We start from the raw sequence: 989 nt of genomic DNA on the forward strand, positions 1-989 counted from the left end.
GGCAAGGTCACCAACTGCCAGGTCGGTGTCTCGCTCCACCTCGCCCGCGACCACGCCTCGGCGGCGGTCAACTGGCGGCTGTTTGTGCCCCCGAGCTGGGATCCCGCCTCACCGAAGGCCGATGCGGGCAAGGTCGCCCGCCGCACCGCCTGCTCCATCCCGGACGATGTCGGGCATGTGGAGAAGTGGCAGCTGGCGCTGGACATGCTCGATGAGACCCGCTCCTGGGGACTGGAGGTGCCGCTGGCCGTCGCGGACGCCGGATACGGCGACGCCGCCGCCTTCCGGCACGGACTGCAGGAGCGCGGCCTGAATTACGTGGTGGGGATCTCCGCCACACTGTCGGCCCAGAGCGGCGACGCGGTACCGGTGGCGGAGCCGTACTCGGGGTCCGGACGGCCGCCGGTGGCGAAGTATCCCGACAAGGCGCGGCCGGTGAAGGAGCTGGTCATCGCGGCGGGCCGGAAGGCGGCCAGGCCGGTGCAGTGGCGGCAGGGTTCCCGGCCCGGCACCGGCCGCTCGGGCCGCAGGCGGATGTACTCCCGCTTCGTGGCCCTGCGCATCCGGCCCGCCGGACGCGAGGTCCGCCGGCACGTCGACGGCCCGGAACTGCCCGCGTGCTGGCTGCTGGCCGAGTGGCCCGCCGGTGAGAGCGAGCCGGTGCAGTACTGGCTGTCCGACCTGCCCTCCGGTATGCCGCTGACCACCCTGGTGCGCCTCGCCAAACTCCGCTGGCGCATCGAGCACGACTACCGGGAGATGAAACAGGCCCTGGGACTGGCCCACTTCGAGGGCCGCACCTTCAACGGCTGGCACCACCACGTCACCCTTGTCTCCGTCGCGCACGCCTTCTGCACCCTGCAACGACTGGCCCGGGCCCCAAAAGACGCGGCGCCGGCCTGAGCCTCTACCAGGTCGTCCGCGAGCTGCAGACACTCCTCGCCCTCTGGACCGGTGCCTGCCCCACCTGCCACCACGACATACCCACC

Annotated in this window: 1 protein-coding gene; it reads left to right on the forward strand. The window is 71.9% G+C overall.

Translation table 11 applies throughout. From position 1 onward, the window contains the following. Positions 1-903: IS701 family transposase (locus ACTWQR_RS55800; RefSeq protein ID WP_443235027.1), on the forward strand; the 903-nt coding region annotated here is incomplete at its 5' end. Positions 904-989 lie beyond the last annotated feature (86 nt).

The organism is Streptomyces sp. 2A115 (assembly GCF_052245575.1).
Taxonomy (GTDB): Bacteria; Actinomycetota; Actinomycetes; order Streptomycetales; family Streptomycetaceae; genus Streptomyces.